The sequence below is a fragment of the Pandoraea sp. NPDC087047 genome, from assembly GCF_044745225.1.
GTDB lineage: Bacteria > Pseudomonadota > Gammaproteobacteria > Burkholderiales > Burkholderiaceae > Pandoraea.
On the sequence record NZ_JBIUZU010000010.1, the window covers coordinates 72511 to 91456 of the forward strand.

An 18946-nucleotide genomic window follows, 5' to 3' on the forward strand; every position below is an offset into this window, starting at 1 on the left:
CTCCATCGCCCTCGCTCGCCATGTCCGTCGACCAAGTGATTCGCCCCGATGTGCTCGCCATGAGCACCTATCCCGTGCCTGACGCCAGCGGCTTCCTCAAGCTCGACGCGATGGAGAACCCGTACGGTCTGCCGGACGCACTGCGCGCCGCACTGGGGCAGCGTCTGGCCGACGTGGCGCTCAATCGCTACCCGGCGCCGCGTCCGCAGGCGTTGCTTGAGAAGCTCTCGCGGGCGATGGGCGTGCCGGCCGGGGCGAAGTTGCTGCTGGGCAACGGCTCGGACGAAATCATCAGCATGATCGCCATGGCCACGGCCCGCCCGGGCGCGGCGGTCATTGCGCCGGTGCCGGGCTTCGTCATGTACGAGATGTCGTCGCGTTTCGCGGGCATCGAGTTCGTGGGCGTGCCGCTGCGCGCCGATTTTTCGCTCGATATGCCGGCGATGCTCGACGCCATTGCGGCGCATCCGGGTGCGGTGGTTTATCTGGCGTATCCGAACAACCCGACGGGCAATCTGTTTGCCGACGCCGACATCGAAACCCTTGTGCGCGCGGCCGGCAACGGGCTGGTGGTGATCGACGAGGCCTACCAGCCGTTCGCGGGCAAGACGTGGATGCCGCGTCTGCCCGAGTTTCCCAACCTGCTGGTGATGCGCACCGTCTCGAAGCTCGGGCTGGCGGGTATCCGTCTCGGCTATGTAGCGGGCCGCGCCGAGTGGCTGGATCAGCTCGATAAAGTGCGTCCGCCGTACAACGTGAACGTGTTGACGCAGGCTTGCGCCGAATTCATGCTCGATCACCTCGACGTGCTCGACGCGCAGGCGGCCGAATTGCGTGCCGAGCGCACGCGGCTGGCCGCTGCCGTGGCGGCGCTGCCCGGGGTGACGGTGTTCCCGAGCGATGCGAATTTCCTGCTCGTGCGGGTGCCGGATGCCGACAAAACCCACGCCGGCCTGCTCGCGCACAAGGTGTTGATCAAAAACGTGGGTAAAATGCACGTATTGCTGGCCAATTGCCTCAGATTGACGGTCGGCACCCCCACGGAGAATGCGGCCATGGCTCAGGCCCTGGCGGCATCGCTCTAATAAGCTATACGACGAGAACTCACCATCATGCGCATTGCGGAAGTCGTTCGCGATACCAGCGAAACGCAAATACGCGTCAAGATCGACCTGGACGGCACCGGCCGGAAGACGCTCGATACCGGCGTGCCGTTTCTGGATCACATGCTCGACCAGATCGCGCGTCACGGCCTCATCGACATGGATGTCGAAGCCAAAGGCGACACCTACATCGACGATCACCACACGGTGGAAGATGTCGGGATCACGCTGGGGATGGCGGTCGCCAAGGCCATCGGCGACAAGAAGGGCATCGTGCGCTACGGCCATAGCTATGTGCCGCTCGACGAAGCGCTCTCGCGCGTGGTGATCGACTTCTCGGGCCGTCCCGGTCTCGAATTCCACGTGCCGTTCACGCGCGCTCGCGTGGGCAATTTCGACGTGGACCTGCTCATCGAATTTTTCCGCGGCTTCGTGAACCACGCGGGCGTCACGCTGCACATCGACAACCTGCGCGGCATCAACGCCCATCACCAGTGCGAAACGGTGTTCAAGGCGTTCGGCCGTGCGCTGCGCATGGCGGTCGAGATCGATCCGCGTGCGGCGGGTGTCGTGCCGTCTACGAAGGGAAGTCTCTAACGTCATCACGCATGTGAGGTGTCAGACTGACCGGCAGCGCCTGCCGGATAGCCCGCCGGACGATGTGTCCGGCGACTCCCCGCGAAGATTCATCGACCGGCCGGCCGCCGGCGCCGTGTGCCCCTTATGACGCTCGACGCCTTCAAGTTTTTCATCTCGCTGCTGGCCCTGATCAATCCGCTCGGGGCGATTCCGCTGTTCATCAGTCTGACGTCCACGCAGACGCGCGAAGAGAAGCGCCATACGATCGACATTGCGGCGATTGCCGTTGCCTTGGTGGTCGCAGGCTCGGGACTGTTCGGCGAGGCCATCATTCGCTTCTTCGGCATCTCGATTGCGTCGCTCGAAGTCGGCGGCGGGGTGATCATGCTGCTCATGGCAGTGAACATGATCAACGCGCAGACCGGCAACACGCGGGCGACGGCGGAAGAGCGTCACGAAGCGGAAGAGCGGCCGAACATCGCCGTGGTACCGCTCGCGATTCCGCTGCTCACGGGGCCGGGCACGATCAGTACCGTGATCATCTACTCGGGCCGCGCGCACGGCTGGGCGCAGATTCTGGCGCTCATGGCGATCGGCGTGGGTGTCGGGGCGGTGTGCTGGGTGGCGTTGCGCAGCGCCAGTCGCATTGAGGGCTGGCTTGGGCGCACGGGTATCAATATCGGTACCCGTCTGATGGGGTTGATTCTCTCGGCGCTGGCCGTGGAATTCATTATCGATGGTTTGAAAATACTGCTGCCGGGTTTGAGATGAATAAGATTGCGATTGTCGACTACGGAATGGGCAACCTGCGCTCGGTCTATCAGGCGCTGCGTGCCGCCGCCCCGGAGGCCGACGTGAGCATCAGCAGCGACGCCGCCGAGATTCGCGCTGCCGACCGCGTGGTGCTGCCCGGTCAGGGCGCGATGCGCGACTGCATGGGCTGCCTGAACGAGTCGGGTCTGCGTGAAGCGGTCGTCGAGGCGGCCGCCACCAAGCCGATGTTCGGCGTGTGCGTGGGCGAGCAGATGTTGTTCGACATGTCCGACGAGGGCAACACGCCCGCACTTGGCCTGCTGCCGGGCCGCGTGGTGCGCTTCGATCTCGAAGGCCAGGTGCAGGACGACGGCTCGCGCTTCAAAGTGCCGCAGATGGGCTGGAACCGTGTGCGTCAGACGCAGGCCGGTCACCCGATCTGGGCCGGCGTGCCCGACGACAGCTATTTTTACTTCGTGCACAGCTACTACGTTGTGCCCGCCAAGCCCGAATTGACGGCCGGTGAGACGGTCTACGGCGTGCCCTTTACCTGTGCTGTGGCCCAAGATAATATCTTCGCCACTCAGTTTCACCCCGAAAAGAGCGCCCAGGCCGGCCTGGCCCTTTACCGCAATTTTGCCCAGTGGAAGCCCTGATGACGGCTCGTGCTGCGGGCGTGCGTTCAGGCGTCCCCCAGAGCGTGCCCTCGTTCACGGCTTATACTGTGTCATGTTGAAGAAGCCGATTCCGACGTGCCGCTGTCCGGCGAGGCCGGGATCGGTTTTGTGTTGTCCGCGTAACTCGCGAATCCCTTTTACTCTCCACTAGCGACGTTTCACGATTGCCTATGCTGCTCATTCCGGCCATCGACCTTAAAGACGGTCAATGTGTTCGCCTTAAACAAGGCGACATGGATCAAGCCACCGTATTCTCGGAGGACCCCGCCGCCATGGCCCGACATTGGGTCGAGCAAGGCGCGCGCCGCCTGCATCTGGTGGATTTGAACGGCGCATTTGCTGGCAAGCCGCGCAACGAAGCGGCCATCCGCGCCATCATTCAGGAAGTGGGGGCCGATATCCCCGTGCAACTGGGCGGCGGTATTCGTGACCTCGGCACCATCGAGCGTTACCTCGACGATGGCCTGTCGTACGTCATCATCGGCACGGCGGCGGTGAAAAACCCCGGTTTCCTGCGCGACGCGTGCAGCGCTTTCGGCGGGCACATCATCGTGGGCCTCGATGCCAAGGACGGCAAGGTCGCCACCGACGGCTGGAGCAAGCTCACCGGCCACGAAGTCGTGGACCTGGCGCGCAAGTTCGAGGATTACGGCGTCGAATCGATCATCTACACCGATATCGGCCGCGACGGCATGCTCCAGGGCATCAACATTGATGCGACGGTGCGCCTCGCGCAGGCGGTGACTGTGCCGGTGATCGCCAGCGGCGGCCTGTCGAATCTGGACGATATCGATGCGCTGTGCAAGGTCGAGGGCGAGGGCGTCGAAGGCGTCATCTGCGGCCGTGCGATCTACTCGGGCGACTTGAATTTCTCGACGGCGCAAACGCGTGCCGACGAGCTTTCCGAAGGAGCGGCATAAGCGAGGCACGGCTGCGGCCGTCTCGCGTGCCAACATCATGGCTCTCGCTAAACGCATCATCCCGTGTCTGGACGTGACGGCCGGCCGCGTGGTCAAGGGCGTCAATTTTGTCGAACTTCGCGACGCGGGCGACCCCGTCGAGATCGCCCGCCGCTATGACGAGCAGGGCGCCGACGAACTGACGTTCCTCGACATCACGGCGACCTCCGACGGGCGCGACCTCATCCTGCCGATCATCGAGGCGGTGGCCGCGCAGGTCTTCATCCCCCTGACCGTGGGCGGTGGCGTGCGCGAAGTGGCCGACGTGCGACGTCTGCTCAATGCCGGTGCCGACAAGGTCAGCATGAATTCGTCGGCCGTGGCCAATCCGCAACTGGTCGCGGATGCGGCAGCCAAGTACGGTTCGCAGTGCATCGTCGTGGCTATCGACGCCAAGCGTGTCTCGGCCGACGGCGAAGCGCCACGCTGGGAAGTGTTCACGCACGGCGGGCGCAAGGGCACCGGCCTCGAAGCTGTGGCCTGGGCCAGGCAGATCGAGGCGCTCGGTGCGGGCGAAATCCTGCTCACGAGCATGGATCGCGACGGCACCAAGAGCGGCTTCGATCTGGCGCTCACGCGCGCGGTGTCGGACGCCGTGAGCATCCCCGTGATCGCCTCGGGCGGGGTGGGATCGCTGGCCGATCTGGCCAATGGCGTGACCGAAGGCCATGCGGATGCCGTGCTCGCCGCGAGCATCTTCCACTATGGCGAGCACACGGTCGGTGAAGCGAAGCGCTTCATGGCCAATAAGGGCATTTCGGTACGCCTCTGAACGGGAATCGACGCATCATGACGCAAGACTGGCTGGACAAGGTAAGTTGGGACGCGCAGGGCCTCGTGCCCGTGATTGCGCAAGAAGTCGGCAGCAACGACGTGCTGATGTTCGCCTGGATGAACCGCGAGGCGCTCGCGCGTACGGTGGAGCTCGGCGAAGCCGTCTACTACTCGCGCTCGCGCAAGCGCCTGTGGCACAAGGGCGAGGAATCGGGGCACGTGCAGAAGGTGCATGAGATTCGTCTGGATTGCGACGAAGACGTCGTGCTGCTCAAGGTAACGCAGAACGATGGCATCGCCTGCCACACCGGCCGTCATTCGTGCTTCTTCCAGAAGTTCGAGGACAATGCCGCCGAGGGTCAGTGGGCCACCGTCGAGCCGGTGCTCAAAGACCCGAACAAGATCTACAAGTGAGCGCCATGAACGATACGCTTGAGCGTGTTGCCGAAGTGATCGCCTCGCGCAAGGGGGGCGATCCCGACAAGTCTTATGTCGCCCGCCTGTTCCACAAGGGCGACGACGCCATCTGCAAGAAGATCGGCGAAGAGGCCACCGAAGTGGTGCTCGCGGCCAAGGACATCCGCATCGGCGGGGCCGACGACCTGCGTCAGAAGCTGGTCAACGAGACGGCCGATCTGTGGTTTCACTGCATGGTGCTGCTCGCGCATCACGACCTGAGCCCGAACGAAGTGCTCGCCGAACTGGCGCGCCGCGAAGGCTTGTCGGGGCTTGCCGAGAAGGCGCAACGCGGCACGCGCGGCGAACACGCCGACTGATCTCGCCGGTTTCTCCATTGGTCCGACACGGCTGATATACCGCACGCTGGCTCTCACGAGGAGACACTTCATGAACGATCCGCAGACCCCCGGTGCTTCCGGTTCGTCCGGCAGCACGGACAATCCGTATATCGTCAACACGCCCCACACCCCGAATGTGCCCAGCGAAGAGCGCGAGCGTGCGATGCGCAAGCTCACGCACGTGCTCTACGCACTCTATGCGCTGTTCTGGCTCACGGGCGGTGTGACCGCCATCGTGGCGATCATCATCAATTACATCAAGCGCGACGAAACCGTCGGCACGCTCTATGCCTCGCATTTCACGTGGCAGATCCGCACCTTCTGGTGGTCGGTGCTCTGGGCCGTGGTGGGTGTGGCGCTTGCGGTGGTGGTGATCGGCTTCGCGATTCTCTGGGTGCTCGGCATCTGGACGCTGTACCGAATCGTCAAGGGCTGGCTCTATCTGAACGACCACAAGCCTATGTACGCCGGGCGCGCCTGAATCCGTTCAGGCGGCGCTTCGATCAACAAGAGTTCGAGAGGAAGACACACGCATGACGCACGAAAACTGTATCTTCTGCAAAATCGTCGCCGGACAGATTCCGAGTGCGCAGGTCTACGCCGACGACGATGTCGTGGTGTTCAAGGACATCAATCCGGCCGCGGATCTGCACTTGCTCATGGTGCCGCGCAAGCACATCGCCACGTTGCAGGACTGCCAGTCGGAAGATCAGGCGCTGCTGGGCAAGATGATGCTGCTCGCGCCGAAGCTCGCGGCCGAGCAGGGCTATCGTTTCGACGGCGATGCGTCGAATATTGAGGGCAATGGCTTCCGGGTCGTGACGAACACGGGACCGGGCGGCGGCCAGGAGGTTTATCATCTTCACATGCACATTCTGGCCGGACCGCGGCCGTGGAAGCGCATGTAAATGCAGGAATAGCGGCAGTCGACGGCATATCGCGCCATGTTGCCGCGTTATACCGAATGAACGTGCAATACTCCCGCATCGGGAAAGGTTTCACGAAACATTTATTTCTACCCGGCGCGATGGCCGGTTACGATGCTGGACGTGACGTGCAATGTGCCACAATGGGGCACATTGCTGCGCACACCGGGGCAAACATATCGTACTGGTCCGGCGCTCAGGGAGCCCTGGGCAGACGGGCTGGACAAATCCTCGCCGCGAGGCGGCAGAGGTAGCAAACGCAAGGAGAGTGGTCATGGGTTCGTTGAGTATTTGGCACTGGCTGATCGTGCTGGTGATCGTGATGATGGTTTTCGGCACCAAGAAGCTGCGTAACATCGGCAGCGATCTGGGGGGCGCGGTCAAGGGCTTCAAGGACGGCATGAAGGAGGGTGAAGGCGCCCCCGGTGCCAAGGAAGATCCGGCTGCTGCTGCCAAGGAACTGCGCGATTCGACCACCATCGACGTGCAGGCCAAGGACGCGAGCAATAACAAGCAAGGCTAAGCCGGCGTCGACATGATCGATCTCGGTCTTTCCAAACTGATGTTGATCGGCGTGGTCGCGCTGGTCGTGATCGGTCCTGAGCGTCTGCCCAAGGTGGCGCGCACGGCGGGCGCGCTCTTCGGCCGTGCACAACGCTATATCAACGATGTGAAGGCCGAGGTGAGCCGCGAGATGGAACTCGACGAGCTGCGCAACATGCGCACGCAGTTCGAGGACGCGGCCCGCAGTGCCCAGAACACCGTTCAGAAGCAGTTGCATGAGCAGGAAGCGTCGCTCAACGAGGCCTGGGCGAATGCCACGGGCACGTCGTCGAGCGAGATCGCCGGCGGCGGTACCGATGCGGCGACCGGATACGCCGACAGCTACCTCGCCGAACCGGTGGTGACCTCGGGCATCGGCACGTCGGCCAAGCGCCGCAACTGGCGCGTGCGCCGGGCTGCCACCCCCATATGGTTCAAGCAGGCCAGCACGACGCGCACGCGGGTGCAGTCGGGCGCGGCGCGCGTGGCGCGTCACACGCCGGCCAAACTGCGCCGGCCCGTCAAGTTCTTCTGAGGCCTTCCGAGGCCGTCCGATGCCTTCTGATGCCTCCCTATGCATAAGCGCGCTGAACTTCCCGCCATCTGGCATTGTGCCGGCTTCATTCCTGGATAAGTCGACGTGAGCGACGACAAGCAAATCCCCGACGGGGGCACCGAAGAGACTTTCATCTCGCACCTGATCGAGCTGCGCAATCGCATTATTCGTGCGGGTGCGTCGGTGATCGTGGTGTTCCTCTCGCTGGTCTACTGGGCACCGGACATCTTCCGGCTGCTCGCCCGCCCGCTCACGCAGTCGCTGCCGGCTGGCGGCAAGCTGATCGTCACCGACATCACCGGTTCGTTCTTCGTGCCGATGAAAGTCACGCTGATGGTCGCGTTCGTGATCGCGCTGCCCATCGTGCTCTATCAGATGTGGGCGTTCATTGCGCCGGGGCTGTACCAGCACGAGAAGAAGCTGGTGATGCCGCTGGTCGTGAGCAGCTATACGCTGTTCCTGATCGGCATGGCGTTTGCCTACTTCCTCGTGTTCCCGACGGTGTTCCACTTCATCGCGCATTACAACGCGCCACTGGGCGCGGAGATGAACACCGATATCGATAATTACCTGAGTTTCGTTCTGACGATGTTCATGGCGTTTGGGGTGACGTTCGAAGTGCCCGTGGTCGTCGTGGTGCTCGCGCGTATGGGCATCGTGAGCATTGCCAAGCTCAAGCAGATCCGTCCGTACGTGGTCGTGGGCGCTTTCGTGCTCGCCGCGGTGGTCACGCCGCCGGACATCCTCTCGCAACTGATGCTGGCGGTGCCGCTCTGTATCCTCTACGAACTGGGGCTGATCGCCGCGAGGTTGTTCGTCAAACAGGGACAACAGGAAGACGGCGAGGGTAGCGAAGGGAACGGAGAGGCCACGCCCTGATCCGTCGTCATGAAGAAGGCCCGCCGCTTGCTGCGTTGAACGGCGGGGCCTTCGCAAACCGGAACCGGGATTCGCATCGCCCGGTCATTCGCGTGGCAATCGGAAGATAATCAAGCATTCGACTTCTTCCCCTTGGATGACCCGCGATGCCATCCACTATTCGTGACCGCTCCGGCGCGAACCCGTACGTCAATCAGGGCCACGACGCCACGTCCCATTCGCATTCGACGAACGCGTCCTCGTCCTCATCTGCACCGAATGCAGCCAATCAACGTGCCTTCACGGACCCTGCGGGCATGCCGGGTGGCCGACGCCCGCAGGCGTCGGCGGGTAGTGCACGTCCGCGCACTGCGCCCGCGCAGCTCAATTCCGACGCCGCCACACGGCAGTACCTGCAAAATCTGCTGACGCGTAACCCGCGGACGTCGGATGAAGGGATTGCGCTCGTCAATGGTCTGCTGAACGCCGCCGAAGCAGGGCAAATGACCGAAAATCAGGCGATGATCCGGTGCAACGCGTTGCGTGACATGTTCGCCCATACCGGCACGCGCGATCATATCGAGGCGATGATGCACGCGTACACGCATCGTCCACAGGGGCAGCAGGATCCGGTGCTGTTCGGCCGGGCGGCGGATCTGGTGTACAGCCAGGGCTGGACGCCGCAACAGGCCGCCGAGTATATCGGGGCGTCGCACGACCCGGCCGTGCTGCATCAGCTCGGTGGCGTGGCGGCTCAGCGCGATGCGGCCATTGCGCAGCGCAACCCGGGCCTCTCGCAGTATTACCAGACCAGCGACGGCGACGACAGTCCGTTCCAGTTCAACTGAGCGGTTCGCTTCGCCACAACTGGGTATGGCCTGCGGGGAAATGCAGGCCGCGCCACAAACGAAAACGGCTGCGCCGAGGCGCAGCCGTTTCGTGTTTCGCAAGTCTGCCAGCTTGGCGCGATCAGCCGGCGCAGTTAGCCGGCCGATGCGATCGTCAGTGCGTCAGTCGGCGTTGTTTTCGTCATTGCCGTCGTCTTCGTCCTGTGCCGGCCGTTTGGGCGGCGGCGGGCGTTTGCCGATCATCACGGTCAGATCCAGCTCCTTCTTCTTGCGCGTGACGTGCAGCTTGGCCTGCGTGCCCGGCTTGATCTGGGCGATGACGTTGAGCAGCTCGGTCGTGTCGCGAATCGACTCGTCGTTCACCTTCGTCAGGATGTCGCCCGGCTGGACGCCCGCCTTGTCGGCCGGACCACCCTGCACGACGCCCGCAATGATGACGCCCGAATCCTGCTGCAATCCGAACGACTCGGCGATGTCCGAGGTGATGTCCTGCGGCTCGACCCCGACCCAGCCGCGCGTGACGCCGCCGGTCGTGATGATGCTCTCGAGCACCGAGCGGGCCGTCGACACGGGGATCGCGAAGCCGATGCCCATATTGCCGCCGCTGCGCGAGTAGATCGCCGTGTTGATGCCCAGCAGGTTGCCGTTCACGTCCACCAGTGCGCCGCCCGAGTTACCGGGGTTGATGGCGGCATCGGTCTGAATGAAGTTCTCGAACGTGCTGATATCGAGGTGATTGCGGCCCAGCGCACTGATGATGCCCATCGTCACCGTCTGGCCGACGCCGAACGGGTTGCCGATGGCGAGCACCACGTCGCCCACGCGCACCTGATCCATGCGACCGAGCGTGATGGCGGGCAGATTGTCGAGGGTGATCTTGAGCACGGCCAGATCGGTCTCGGGATCGCTGCCGACCAGCTTTGCGCGGGCCTTGCGACCGTCTGCGAGGGCGACTTCGATCTCGTCGGCGCCGTCCACCACGTGATGATTCGTGAGAATATAGCCTTCGCTGCTCACGATCACGCCAGAACCGAGGCTCGACACCGGATCTTGCCGCACCGTGCCACCGCCGTCGCCGAAGAAATAGCGGAACAGCGGATCATCGAGGCGCGGATCGCGATTCTGCTTTTGCTCCTTGCTGGAAAAGATGCTGACGACCGCGGGCATGGCCTTTTGCGCGCCGTCCGCATACGAGCCGGTGGCCGGCTTGTCGGACAAACTCGGCGCGACTTCCTGCAAGGCGATGATCGGATTGGCCAGTTGCTTGCCGAACGAACCCTGGCGTTGCAGCCACTGAGGTTTGAGCGTGGCGATGATGAAGAGCAACGCAAGCAGCACGGTGACCGCTTGCGCGAACAGTAGCCAGAAGCGTCTGAGCATGAAAGAGCGAGACCTTATATGAATCGTGTTGAACTCGAATTGTATCTGAACGATACCCTGCAAATCGCGCAATTTCGCGATTATTGCCCGAACGGTCTACAGGTCGAAGGGCGCAGCGAGATAAAGAAAATCGCCAGCGGCGTGACCGCCAGTCTGGCCCTTCTCGAAGCGGCCCGCGACTGGGGCGCCGACGCCGTCCTCGTCCATCACGGGTATTTCTGGAAGAACGAAGATGCGCGCATTACCGGCATGAAGCGCAAGCGTCTGGGGGTGCTGATCGGCAACGACATCAACCTGTTTGCCTTCCACTTGCCGCTCGACGCGCATCCCGACCTGGGCAACAACGCGCAACTCGGCAAATTGCTGGGTTTTGCCGACGATGGCGGCCGTTTCGGCCCCGATGCGCTCGGATGGCTTGGCGCGCCTGCGCAACCGACCACGCTTGCGGCCCTCGCGGCGCACGTCGGCAACCAATTGGGGCGCGAACCGCTGATGCTTGGCAATCCGGACCGTGAGGTGCGCCGCGTGGCGTGGTGCACCGGCGGGGCGCAAGGCTTCTTCGAGGCCGCGATTGCCGCTGGGGCGGACGTCTATATCAGCGGCGAAGTGTCCGAGCCGACCCAGCATCTCGCCGTCGAAAGCGGGGTGGGGTATCTGGCCGCGGGGCATCATGCCACCGAGCGGGGCGGCGCCAGAGCGGTTGGGGAGCACGTTGCCGAGCGCTTCGGGCTCGAACATCGGTTCTTCGATATGCCGAACCCGGCCTGAGGTGGCGCTGTATGGGCCAACCGGGCCAGCGGGCATGACGCCGGCCGTCCCGGTTGCCAAAACTGTGCCGGTATTAGCCGTTCTGCTTCTTGAGGCTGTCGCGGATTTCGCGCAGCAGAACAATGTCTTCCGGCGTGGGCGCGGGGGCTGCCGGGGCTTCCGGCGCCGGTCGCCTCAGGCGGTTGATCTGTTTGACCATCAGAAAGATGATGAACGCGAGAATCAGGAAGTTCAGGGCGACGGTGATGAAGTTACCGTATCCGAATACGGCGACACCGGCTTTGGTCAGGTCGGCGTAGGACGTCGGGTTGCCCTTGAAGTCGGGTGGAATGGCGCCGAGCAATATGAATTTGCTCGAAAAGTCCAGACCACCGAAGATCGCACCGACGATCGGCATGATCAGGTCCTTGACCACCGAATCGACGATCTTGCCGAAGGCCCCGCCGATGATCACACCGACGGCCAGATCGATCACATTGCCCTTAACTGCAAATTCCTTGAATTCCGACATGAAGCTCATGCCATTCCTCCGCTGTTTTGATGAGTGGCCGGGGGGTGCATCGCTGCGCCAGCCCTCTCGAATTGGCATTGATTGACCGGTAATCTCATGCGGGGCTAGGGACGAGGGCCTCGCGGGCGCCGACCAGGGTCGATCGATGTCACGCGAATGCCACAGGCCGCGCACGATGTCACCGGGGCGAGACAGGGAAAATGATGACTAAATGTCGTGCACGCGTCAACGAAAGCGGCGATCATAGCGGTTCTCGTGCAGCATCCCAGAAGCGAAACCCCGGGGGAGCGATTGCCACCCGCAGGGTACGTTAATCCTTTGAAAATACGCGAAAACCACTAGGAGACTGGGGCGTTTTGCCGTTGTTTCAGGCATTTACGCTCGCGTATGATTTAAGGTTGACGGAAATACAAATTCAACCGTGTGGGGCTTGTGATGAGTGACAATCAAGAAAAGGCCGTCGACAGTAGCCGCCGGAATCTGTTGATTGCAACGTCCGTAGCTGGAGGCGTAGGCGGCGTTGCAACACTAGTTCCTTTCGTCAGTTCCCTCGAACCTTCGGAGCGCGCCAAGGCCGGCGGAGCGCCCGTCGAAGCCGATATCAGCAATCTGCGGCCCGGCGAAAAGATGACGGTGGCCTGGCGTGGTCTGCCCGTCTGGATCGTGCGCCGTACACCGGACGAAATGGCTTCGCTGTCCAAAGTGACGTCCGAGCTGGCCGATCCGGACTCCAAGGAAACGTTTTCCTACCCGATGCCCGACTACTGCAAGAACGCGTTTCGTGCGCGTGCCGAGCATAAGGATCTGCTCGTAGTTGTCGGCGTCTGTACTCACCTCGGTTGCATCCCCTCCGGCCCTTACCTGGCGAACACTATCCCTGCGCTGGGCCCTGACCCAGGCTTCCTCTGCCCGTGCCACGGCTCGACCTACGATATGTCGGGCCGCGTCTTCAAGAACAAGCCGGCGCCAAAGAACCTCGACGTTCCTCGTTTCATGTTCGTGAACGACACCAAGATCGTGATCGGTAAAGACGAAAAAGGAGAAGCGTAATCATGGCCGCCGACAAACAAGTCGACACGACGGGCTTGCTGGGCTGGATCGATCGCCGGTTCCCGCTCACGCAGCTCTGGAGGGACCACGCGTCCGAGTATTACGCTCCCAAGAATTTCAACTTCTGGTACTTCTTCGGCTCGCTGGCCATGCTGGTGCTGGTAATCCAGATCCTCACCGGCATTTTCCTGGTGATGAATTACAAGCCCGACGCTAACCTCGCGTTCGCCTCGGTCGAGTACATCATGCGCGAGGTGCCGTGGGGCTGGCTCATTCGCTATATGCACTCGACGGGCGCGTCGATGTTCTTCGTCGTCGTGTATCTGCACATGTTCCGGGGGCTGTTGTATGGCTCGTATCGCAAGCCGCGCGAACTGGTGTGGGTGTTCGGCTGCCTGATCTTCCTGTGCCTGATGGCCGAAGCGTTCATGGGCTATCTGCTGCCGTGGGGGCAGATGTCGTACTGGGGCGCGCAGGTGATCGTGAACCTGTTCTCGGCGATCCCGTTCATCGGGCCGGACCTGTCGTTGTGGATTCGCGGCGATTACGTGGTGTCGGACGCCACGCTCAACCGCTTCTTCGCGTTCCACGTGATTGCGATTCCGCTGGTGCTCATCGGGCTGATCGTCGCGCACATCATCGCGCTGCACGAGGTTGGCTCGAACAACCCGGACGGCATCGAGATCAAGGACAAGAAAGACGCCAACGGCCGCCCGCTCGACGGCATTCCGTTCCATCCGTACTACACGGTCCACGACATCATGGGCGTGGGCGTATTCCTAATGGTGTTCTCGGCGATCGTGTTTTTTGCGCCAACGATGGGGGGGTACTTCCTCGAAGCGAACAACTTCATCCCGTCCGATCCGCTCAAGACACCACCGCATATCGCGCCGGTGTGGTACTTCACCCCGTTCTACTCGATGCTGCGTGCGACGACCGACGACTTCAAGCATCTGTTGATGGTGTTGGCGGTGCTTGTTACGGCGGTCTGGTGGGGCAAGGGCAAGGCGGCCGCGACGACCAAGGTGGCGGCATCCGGCGGCGTGGTGTTGCTGCTGTTGGCGATGTATCTGACCGAGGCCAAGTTTTGGGGCGTGGTGGTCATGGGCGGGGCGGTGGTCACGCTGTTCTTCCTGCCGTGGCTGGACCATAGCCCGGTGAAGTCGATTCGTTACCGTCCGGGATTCCACAAGGTGTTGCTGGGTATTCTCGTCGTCGTTTTCGCGGTGCTGGGGTATCTGGGGATCCAGGAACCGACGCCCGTGAAGACTGCCATCTCGCAGATTGGCGCGCTGTATTACTTCGGATTCTTCTGGTTGATGCCGCTGTGGAGCAAGCGCGGCACCTTCAAGCCGGTGCCGGAGCGCGTGACCTTCGCGGCGCATTGAGCACACTCGAACGACGACTAGGAATATCAAGATGAGAAAACTGTTGCTTATCCTGGCGCTCCTGAGTGGCTTCGCGGCGCCGGCCTTGGCTGAAGAGGGGGCCGCACTCGACACGGCGCCCAATCGGATCGACGATCTGGCCTCGCTGCAAAGGGGCGCGAAGCTGTTCGTGAATTACTGCCTGAACTGCCACTCGGCGGCGTCGATGCGGTATTCGCGCCTGAAGGATCTGGGGTTGTCGGAAGCGGAGATCAAGAACAATCTGCTGTTCACGACGGACAAGATCGGGGAGACGATGACCGTTGCCATGCGCACGGCGGACGCCAAGGAATGGTTCGGTGTGGCGCCACCGGATCTGTCGGTCGAGGCGCGTGCGCGGGGCACGGATTGGCTGTACACGTACTTGCGTACGTTTTATCGGGACGATTCCCGTCCGACGGGCTGGAACAACCTGGCGTTTCCGAATGTGGGCATGCCCAACCCGTTCTGGCAATTGCAGGGACAGCGGGGTTTGAAGCACGTTGAGGGGGCAGAACATGGCCCGGCGCAGTTCGTGCAGATCACTCAGGGGACGCTGAAACCAGTGGAATTTGATTCTGCTATGGCGGATTTGGTATCTTATCTGGATTGGATGTCAGAACCGGCGCAACGTACGCGCCGGCAGTTGGGTGTCTGGGTCTTGTTGTTCCTGGGACTCTTTACGGTACTTGCCTGGCGCCTGAATTCGGCCTATTGGAAGGACGTGAAGTAAAATAACGTCTGTACGACGGGGCCAGGGTTTGGGGAGCGTCGGTTTCCCGCCCCGGCCCCGTTGGTTTTTAAGGAAGACGCGCTATGATGGTTTTGTACTCGGGCACTACGTGCCCCTTCTCCCAGCGTTGCCGGCTGGTTTTGTTCGAAAAGGGCATGGATTTCGAAATCCGTGACGTCGATCTGTTCAACAAGCCGGAAGACATTGCGGTGATGAACCCGTACGGTCAGGTGCCGATTCTTGTCGAGCGTGACCTGATTCTGTACGAATCGAACATCATCAATGAGTACATTGACGAACGTTTCCCGCATCCGCAACTGATGCCTGCCGATCCGGTGCAGCGTGCGCGTGCGCGCCTGTTCCTGTTCAATTTCGAGAAAGAGCTGTTCGTGCACGTGAGCGCGCTCGAGAACGAAAAGGGCAAGGCGGCGGAAAAGAATCACGAGAAGGCACGTTTGTCGATCCGCGATCGTCTGACGCAGTTGGCGCCGATTTTCGTGAAGAACAAGTACATGCTGGGCGAAGAGTTCTCGATGCTCGACGTGGCGATTGCGCCGTTGTTGTGGCGTCTGGATCACTACGGCATTGAGTTGTCGAAGAATGCTGCGCCGTTGATGAAGTATGCCGAGCGGATTTTCAGTCGTCCGGCGTACATTGAAGCGCTGACGCCGTCCGAAAAGGTCATGCGTCGCTAATGCGTTGATTTGCCCGCTGGCGAAGCTGGCTTGCCGAGTGTGGCGAGCGGGTTTCGCGGCGGGATGAGTTGGTTATATGCCTGAAACATCTACCAAGCCTTATTTACTGCGCGCGCTGTACGAGTGGTGTACCGATAACGGGTACACGCCGTATTTGGCCGTGCATGTCGATGCCAGGACGCGAGTTCCGCGCGAGTTTGTGAAAGATGGCGAGATCGTGCTGAATATCAGCTTCGACGCCACGAGCGGATTGCAGATGGGCAACGACTGGATTGAATTCAGCGCTCGCTTCGGCGGTATCTCACAGAAGGTGGAAGTGCAGGTGCCGAACGTGCTGGCGATTTACGCTCGCGAGAATGGTCAGGGGATGGCGTTCCCGGTCGACAAGCAGGCGTCTGTGGAAGAGGGAGCCGAGTTGGAAGCGGTGCCTCCGGTGCAGGCACCGGGCGAAGACGATCCGGATCCGACGCGTCCCGGCGGCAACAGTGCGGCTGGCGGCAACGCCGGACGCGCTCGCTTGAAGGTAGTGAAGTAATTCGCAAAGGCGGGTGATTGGCGAGATGCTTTCCGAGCATTGCGCCAAAGACCTGCAATAGCCGACGATTTTTGCACTAACAGGTAGTCGCAGTAACCGACGAATCGGTTACAATACACGACTTCGCCGGCTTAGCTCATCTGGTAGAGCAGTTGATTTGTAATCATCAGGTGGCGGGTTCGAGTCCTGCAGCCGGCACCAAATTCAAAGGGGTCTACACACATGTAGACCCCTTTTTTTGGTCCTAAGAAACACAGGCGTTCTACAAATCGGCTTTTCCGTGAGCCGGCGCTTCCTCATGGCTTAGTTCCTTCGTGGGAAGCCAATCTCTCAAGTGTTAGCCGGGCCGAAAATCCCCCCGGGGTCAACCGTTACCACAGTGTTTCAGCTGGGACAGGTGCTGCTCAGTAACAGCGTAGTCACACAAGCCAAACTAGTCACGTAAGATGTGGCGATGAATAAGAAATCGCTCTGTCATGCGCTCCGCTTGCCGGCGGTAGTTATTGGCCGTGCCGCGCGCCTGTAACAGCCCCCCCAACATCATAGACAGACGCAATAACGTAACACTTCCTCAGAAGGTGATTGCCGCATGTTTGACTTCAAGAACGCGAGTAAAGAACAGCTCAAGATCGAGTACAACCGCATCGCTCGGGAGATCGGTGACGATCAGTTCTTTACGAAGAAAGAACTGAACCACCTCCCCGAAATCCTCATGGACGGCGAACAAGTGCTGGCATTTACCTCCGGACTGATGGATAACAACACCTGGCTTATTGCCCTCACGGATCAGCGCGTTGTGTTCCTCGACAAAGGCTTCATTTACGGGCTGAAGCAAGTATCGATCAACCTCGACAAGATCAATTCCGTGTCCGGTACCACGGGCCTGTTCTTCGGCGAGATTCGCATTGAAGACGGCGCCAGCGAGCGGGTTATCAAGAATGTCTGGAAGAAGACAGTGGTTGCGTTCACGAACAAGGTGCGCGACGCATTGCACGCGTACCGGAAGCCGGCGGCCGGTCAAGCTGCCGCTGCCACTGCGTCCGTTTCGACGGCGGATGACGTTGTTTCGAAGCTGGAGCGGCTTGCTGCGTTGAAGGAGCGGGGCATCCTCACCGATGCCGAATTTGCCGAACAAAAAGCGCGGATTCTGGCCTGATGCCACGCAATTGCCTGAAGCCGCGATAGCGTTGGCGGCTTCCGCGCAGACGCCGTCGCCGTCAATACCCGGCCAAACAACCGCTCCGGCCCCATTCACCGCCCATACTGCTGCATCTGCTGTTGCTGCCGACGCACCGAGTCGATCATGATCGATGCCGCGTCGGCCCAGTTCTGCATGCCGTTGGCGCCGCCTTGGCCGCGCGTGGCGCGTACCTGAGCGAGGTCTATGCGGGCGCGAGCGTAGGCCTGCCCCGCCGCCCGCGCCAGCCACTTCCCGCTTTGCGCATAATCGCGTTGCGCGCGCTTGCCTTCGAAATAGATTTCGCCGAACAGCGTCTGCGCGATCGGGTAGCCGGCATTGGCTGCGCGCTTGTAGAAGTTGACGGCGGCTTTGCCGTCGCGCGGCACGCCGTAGCCGTATTCGTAGATCATGCCGAGCGTCGTGAGCGCGGCAGCGTCGTTGCCCCGGGCGCGCAGCGCAGCGATGTCGTTACGGTCGGCGCGCTGTGCGGCTTGCGTGATGTGGACTTCGGCGTCGTCCCAGGCGTTGGCACGGTGGGCTTGCAGCATCTGTTGCGGCGCGACGGATGGCGTGTTCGCGTTCTCGCCGGACTTTGCCAGTTGATCAGCCAGATAGGGTGGAATATGTACGCCGGAGACAGTGCCTCCGGTCGGCGTTGCCGTCTGCGGCACTGCTGGCACTCCCGGTGCAGCCTGCGCCGAGGCAGGTGAGACAGGCGCCGACCCCGTAGCCGCCGTACCGCGCGTTGCACCGCCACGCGTGACGTCCGCCGTCTTGTTGGCGGGCACGTTCGATGTCACCAGATACTGCGCAGCAAGCGGCACGTCGCCGATCAGGCCGCTCGAAATCCACGGACGCTGCTGACCGCCCGTCAGTTCCGCCACCTGCCGCTGCACGAGATCGAGCGCGTGGTTGATCGTCGCACCCGGCGTTTTCATATTCATCGCCAGATAGTAGGCGAACGGAAAAAGCGACGCGTTCTTTACGTAACCCTTTGCGCATTCTGCCGGGTGACATCGATCCTCTTGCTTCGGGAGATCGCACTCGCGCCACCGGCTTAGGCAAGCCCCCAAAAAAAGACGAAATGCTTGCCAGATTGTCACCGGCTTATGTCGGTCCGGGACCGTGTCAAAGAAATTTATCAATAAATTTTGGTCGGTTTCCTAAATATATTTTTGGGAAATTCTGTAATGCTCCGTCGGCGCCGATTGACATCGGCTAGGAATCCAACGGGCGCGACATGCTTTGGGCGAATTTGGAAAGCACACGGCAGCGGTCACGTAAGGTGTCGTTCGAGGAACGTGGGGGGCGATCC

General features: G+C 61.6%; 24 protein-coding genes and 1 tRNA gene. 22 read left to right on the top strand and 3 right to left on the bottom strand.

The genetic code is table 11. The annotated features are described in order from the left end of the window. The first annotated feature begins 20 nt into the window (after positions 1-20). From hisC to ACIPHM_RS19495, 14 genes are all read left to right on the top strand, one after another. Positions 21-1085, top strand: a complete 1065-nt coding sequence (gene hisC, locus ACIPHM_RS19430; RefSeq protein WP_400331683.1) for a histidinol-phosphate transaminase — start codon at positions 21-23, stop codon at positions 1083-1085. 27 nt (positions 1086-1112) lie between these two features. Beyond that, positions 1113-1700, top strand: coding sequence for an imidazoleglycerol-phosphate dehydratase HisB (gene hisB / locus ACIPHM_RS19435; RefSeq protein ID WP_039393608.1), 588 nt, complete (start codon positions 1113-1115; stop codon positions 1698-1700). Positions 1701-1826: 126 nt separating this feature from the next. Further along, entirely contained in the window at positions 1827-2453 is a 627-nt protein-coding gene (locus ACIPHM_RS19440) for a MarC family protein (RefSeq protein ID WP_400331686.1), read from the top strand. Next, a complete protein-coding gene (hisH, locus tag ACIPHM_RS19445) occupies positions 2450-3091 on the top strand; it encodes an imidazole glycerol phosphate synthase subunit HisH (RefSeq protein ID WP_400331689.1) in 642 nt (213 codons plus the stop codon). Before ACIPHM_RS19440 ends, hisH begins: the two co-directional genes overlap by 4 nt. Before the next feature lie 191 nt (positions 3092-3282). Next, positions 3283-4032, top strand: coding sequence for a 1-(5-phosphoribosyl)-5-[(5-phosphoribosylamino)methylideneamino]imidazole-4-carboxamide isomerase (gene hisA / locus ACIPHM_RS19450; RefSeq protein ID WP_400331692.1), 750 nt, complete (start codon positions 3283-3285; stop codon positions 4030-4032). Positions 4033-4069: 37 nt separating this feature from the next. Then, a complete protein-coding gene (gene hisF, locus ACIPHM_RS19455) occupies positions 4070-4843 on the top strand; it encodes an imidazole glycerol phosphate synthase subunit HisF (protein ID WP_400331695.1) in 774 nt (257 codons plus the stop codon). A 17-nt stretch (positions 4844-4860) separates the two neighbouring features. Then, positions 4861-5259, top strand: a complete 399-nt coding sequence (gene hisI, locus ACIPHM_RS19460) for a phosphoribosyl-AMP cyclohydrolase (RefSeq protein WP_400331698.1) — start codon at positions 4861-4863, stop codon at positions 5257-5259. A gap of 5 nt (positions 5260-5264) precedes the next feature. Then, positions 5265-5621 carry a phosphoribosyl-ATP diphosphatase gene (locus ACIPHM_RS19465; RefSeq protein ID WP_400331701.1) on the top strand — a complete coding sequence of 119 codons (357 nt, stop codon included), beginning with the start codon at positions 5265-5267 and terminating at the stop codon, positions 5619-5621. 184 nt (positions 5622-5805) lie between these two features. Beyond that, positions 5806-6123, top strand: a complete 318-nt coding sequence (locus ACIPHM_RS19470; RefSeq protein ID WP_400332033.1) for a DUF4870 family protein — start codon at positions 5806-5808, stop codon at positions 6121-6123. A gap of 52 nt (positions 6124-6175) precedes the next feature. Next, complete coding sequence (locus ACIPHM_RS19475; RefSeq protein WP_400331704.1) at positions 6176-6550, top strand: histidine triad nucleotide-binding protein; 375 nt, start codon at positions 6176-6178, stop codon at positions 6548-6550. A 292-nt stretch (positions 6551-6842) separates the two neighbouring features. Further along, positions 6843-7091 (top strand): Sec-independent protein translocase subunit TatA, encoded by a 249-nt coding sequence (gene tatA, locus ACIPHM_RS19480; protein ID WP_400331707.1) that lies wholly within the window; start codon positions 6843-6845, stop codon positions 7089-7091. 12 nt (positions 7092-7103) lie between these two features. Further along, entirely contained in the window at positions 7104-7646 is a 543-nt protein-coding gene (gene tatB / locus ACIPHM_RS19485; RefSeq protein ID WP_400331710.1) for a Sec-independent protein translocase protein TatB, read from the top strand. A gap of 105 nt (positions 7647-7751) precedes the next feature. Next, positions 7752-8546, top strand: coding sequence for a twin-arginine translocase subunit TatC (tatC, locus tag ACIPHM_RS19490; protein ID WP_400331713.1), 795 nt, complete (start codon positions 7752-7754; stop codon positions 8544-8546). A 146-nt stretch (positions 8547-8692) separates the two neighbouring features. After that, a complete protein-coding gene (locus ACIPHM_RS19495; RefSeq protein ID WP_400331716.1) occupies positions 8693-9373 on the top strand; it encodes a hypothetical protein in 681 nt (226 codons plus the stop codon). A 162-nt stretch (positions 9374-9535) separates the two neighbouring features. On the opposite strand, the gene ACIPHM_RS19500 is transcribed toward ACIPHM_RS19495, so the two are convergent. Then, positions 9536-10753: a Do family serine endopeptidase gene (locus ACIPHM_RS19500; RefSeq protein WP_400331719.1), complete on the bottom strand. Its 1218-nt coding sequence runs from the start codon at positions 10751-10753 to the stop codon at positions 9536-9538. An 18-nt stretch (positions 10754-10771) separates the two neighbouring features. Between ACIPHM_RS19500 and ACIPHM_RS19505 the strand changes: the two genes are divergently transcribed. Continuing rightward, positions 10772-11521, top strand: coding sequence for a Nif3-like dinuclear metal center hexameric protein (locus tag ACIPHM_RS19505; RefSeq protein ID WP_400331722.1), 750 nt, complete (start codon positions 10772-10774; stop codon positions 11519-11521). A 73-nt stretch (positions 11522-11594) separates the two neighbouring features. On the opposite strand, the gene mscL is transcribed toward ACIPHM_RS19505, so the two are convergent. Then, positions 11595-12041 carry a large conductance mechanosensitive channel protein MscL gene (mscL, locus tag ACIPHM_RS19510; RefSeq protein WP_400331725.1) on the bottom strand — a complete coding sequence of 149 codons (447 nt, stop codon included), beginning with the start codon at positions 12039-12041 and terminating at the stop codon, positions 11595-11597. 426 nt (positions 12042-12467) lie between these two features. On the opposite strand from mscL, the gene petA reads away from it, so the two are divergent. The 7 genes from petA to ACIPHM_RS19545 all read left to right on the top strand — a co-directional run bounded on the left by petA (position 12468) and on the right by ACIPHM_RS19545 (position 17607). Then, a complete protein-coding gene (gene petA, locus ACIPHM_RS19515; RefSeq protein WP_400331728.1) occupies positions 12468-13082 on the top strand; it encodes a ubiquinol-cytochrome c reductase iron-sulfur subunit in 615 nt (204 codons plus the stop codon). A gap of 2 nt (positions 13083-13084) precedes the next feature. Continuing rightward, the gene (locus ACIPHM_RS19520; RefSeq protein ID WP_400331730.1) at positions 13085-14470 is read left to right on the top strand and encodes a cytochrome bc complex cytochrome b subunit; all 1386 of its coding nucleotides are present in this window, start codon (positions 13085-13087) and stop codon (positions 14468-14470) included. Between the two features lie 31 nt (positions 14471-14501). Beyond that, complete coding sequence (locus ACIPHM_RS19525; RefSeq protein WP_400331733.1) at positions 14502-15221, top strand: cytochrome c1; 720 nt, start codon at positions 14502-14504, stop codon at positions 15219-15221. A gap of 83 nt (positions 15222-15304) precedes the next feature. After that, positions 15305-15916: a glutathione S-transferase N-terminal domain-containing protein gene (locus ACIPHM_RS19530; RefSeq protein ID WP_044457268.1), complete on the top strand. Its 612-nt coding sequence runs from the start codon at positions 15305-15307 to the stop codon at positions 15914-15916. A gap of 76 nt (positions 15917-15992) precedes the next feature. Further along, the gene (locus ACIPHM_RS19535) at positions 15993-16451 is read left to right on the top strand and encodes a ClpXP protease specificity-enhancing factor (protein ID WP_400331736.1); all 459 of its coding nucleotides are present in this window, start codon (positions 15993-15995) and stop codon (positions 16449-16451) included. 125 nt (positions 16452-16576) lie between these two features. Next, positions 16577-16652 (top strand) — tRNA-Thr (locus ACIPHM_RS19540). Positions 16653-17040: 388 nt separating this feature from the next. Beyond that, entirely contained in the window at positions 17041-17607 is a 567-nt protein-coding gene (locus ACIPHM_RS19545) for a PH domain-containing protein (RefSeq protein ID WP_400331739.1), read from the top strand. Positions 17608-17702: 95 nt separating this feature from the next. Here ACIPHM_RS19545 and ACIPHM_RS19550 read toward each other — a convergent pair whose 3' ends face one another. Continuing rightward, a complete protein-coding gene (locus ACIPHM_RS19550) occupies positions 17703-18569 on the bottom strand; it encodes a hypothetical protein (protein ID WP_400331742.1) in 867 nt (288 codons plus the stop codon). Positions 18570-18946 lie beyond the last annotated feature (377 nt).

Excerpts from the sequence above, each read along its gene's own strand:
- hisC (WP_400331683.1), top strand. The coding sequence starts at position 21 with ATGTCCGTCGACCAAGTGATTCGCCCCGATGTGCTCGCCATGAGCACC.
- hisB (WP_039393608.1), top strand. The coding sequence starts at position 1,113 with ATGCGCATTGCGGAAGTCGTTCGCGATACCAGCGAAACGCAAATACGC.
- ACIPHM_RS19440 (WP_400331686.1), top strand. The coding sequence starts at position 1,827 with ATGACGCTCGACGCCTTCAAGTTTTTCATCTCGCTGCTGGCCCTGATC.
- hisH (WP_400331689.1), top strand. The coding sequence starts at position 2,450 with ATGAATAAGATTGCGATTGTCGACTACGGAATGGGCAACCTGCGCTCG.
- hisA (WP_400331692.1), top strand. The coding sequence starts at position 3,283 with ATGCTGCTCATTCCGGCCATCGACCTTAAAGACGGTCAATGTGTTCGC.
- hisF (WP_400331695.1), top strand. The coding sequence starts at position 4,070 with ATGGCTCTCGCTAAACGCATCATCCCGTGTCTGGACGTGACGGCCGGC.
- hisI (WP_400331698.1), top strand. The coding sequence starts at position 4,861 with ATGACGCAAGACTGGCTGGACAAGGTAAGTTGGGACGCGCAGGGCCTC.
- ACIPHM_RS19465 (WP_400331701.1), top strand. The coding sequence starts at position 5,265 with ATGAACGATACGCTTGAGCGTGTTGCCGAAGTGATCGCCTCGCGCAAG.
- ACIPHM_RS19470 (WP_400332033.1), top strand. The coding sequence starts at position 5,806 with ATGCGCAAGCTCACGCACGTGCTCTACGCACTCTATGCGCTGTTCTGG.
- ACIPHM_RS19475 (WP_400331704.1), top strand. The coding sequence starts at position 6,176 with ATGACGCACGAAAACTGTATCTTCTGCAAAATCGTCGCCGGACAGATT.
- tatA (WP_400331707.1), top strand. The coding sequence starts at position 6,843 with ATGGGTTCGTTGAGTATTTGGCACTGGCTGATCGTGCTGGTGATCGTG.
- tatB (WP_400331710.1), top strand. The coding sequence starts at position 7,104 with ATGATCGATCTCGGTCTTTCCAAACTGATGTTGATCGGCGTGGTCGCG.
- ACIPHM_RS19495 (WP_400331716.1), top strand. The coding sequence starts at position 8,693 with ATGCCATCCACTATTCGTGACCGCTCCGGCGCGAACCCGTACGTCAAT.
- ACIPHM_RS19500 (WP_400331719.1), bottom strand. The coding sequence starts at position 10,753 with ATGCTCAGACGCTTCTGGCTACTGTTCGCGCAAGCGGTCACCGTGCTG.
- ACIPHM_RS19505 (WP_400331722.1), top strand. The coding sequence starts at position 10,772 with ATGAATCGTGTTGAACTCGAATTGTATCTGAACGATACCCTGCAAATC.
- mscL (WP_400331725.1), bottom strand. The coding sequence starts at position 12,041 with ATGAGCTTCATGTCGGAATTCAAGGAATTTGCAGTTAAGGGCAATGTG.
- petA (WP_400331728.1), top strand. The coding sequence starts at position 12,468 with ATGAGTGACAATCAAGAAAAGGCCGTCGACAGTAGCCGCCGGAATCTG.
- ACIPHM_RS19520 (WP_400331730.1), top strand. The coding sequence starts at position 13,085 with ATGGCCGCCGACAAACAAGTCGACACGACGGGCTTGCTGGGCTGGATC.
- ACIPHM_RS19525 (WP_400331733.1), top strand. The coding sequence starts at position 14,502 with ATGAGAAAACTGTTGCTTATCCTGGCGCTCCTGAGTGGCTTCGCGGCG.
- ACIPHM_RS19530 (WP_044457268.1), top strand. The coding sequence starts at position 15,305 with ATGATGGTTTTGTACTCGGGCACTACGTGCCCCTTCTCCCAGCGTTGC.
- ACIPHM_RS19535 (WP_400331736.1), top strand. The coding sequence starts at position 15,993 with ATGCCTGAAACATCTACCAAGCCTTATTTACTGCGCGCGCTGTACGAG.
- ACIPHM_RS19545 (WP_400331739.1), top strand. The coding sequence starts at position 17,041 with ATGTTTGACTTCAAGAACGCGAGTAAAGAACAGCTCAAGATCGAGTAC.
- ACIPHM_RS19550 (WP_400331742.1), bottom strand. The coding sequence starts at position 18,569 with ATGAAAACGCCGGGTGCGACGATCAACCACGCGCTCGATCTCGTGCAG.